Genomic DNA, 278 nt, shown 5'->3' with positions numbered 1-278 from the left:
CGCAGGCCGAGTTCCTCGAGCGCCTCGCCGTCACCCGTTTCCCGCGCGGCCTCCGCTTCAGCCAGCAATGCCGCCAGCGCAGGCAAGGGTGCAGGCGCGGCGTTGCGAAATCGAGCTTGCTCGCGCCCGGCACGCCGGCGGCGATCCGTTCCATATAGGCCGGAGCGAAATGGGCGACATCCTGGGCGAGCTTCTGCTCTCCGGTCCCGGCGCTGGCGGCAACGCCACCGCTTCGGCGGTGGTCGGCGACATCGCCGACATCGCCAAGAGCCGGCCAG

At 71.2% G+C, this 278-nt stretch carries 1 pseudogene; it reads left to right on the top strand.

The window, feature by feature from the left end:
* Positions 1-175 precede the first annotated feature (175 nt).
* A pseudogene (locus EN853_RS35410) lies at positions 176-278 on the top strand (hypothetical protein); the annotation flags it as partial.

It is taken from the genome of Mesorhizobium sp. M1C.F.Ca.ET.210.01.1.1 (genome assembly GCF_004791585.1).
Classification (GTDB): Bacteria; Pseudomonadota; Alphaproteobacteria; order Rhizobiales; family Rhizobiaceae; genus Mesorhizobium.
This window is presented reverse-complemented; position numbering and strand designations above follow the sequence as displayed.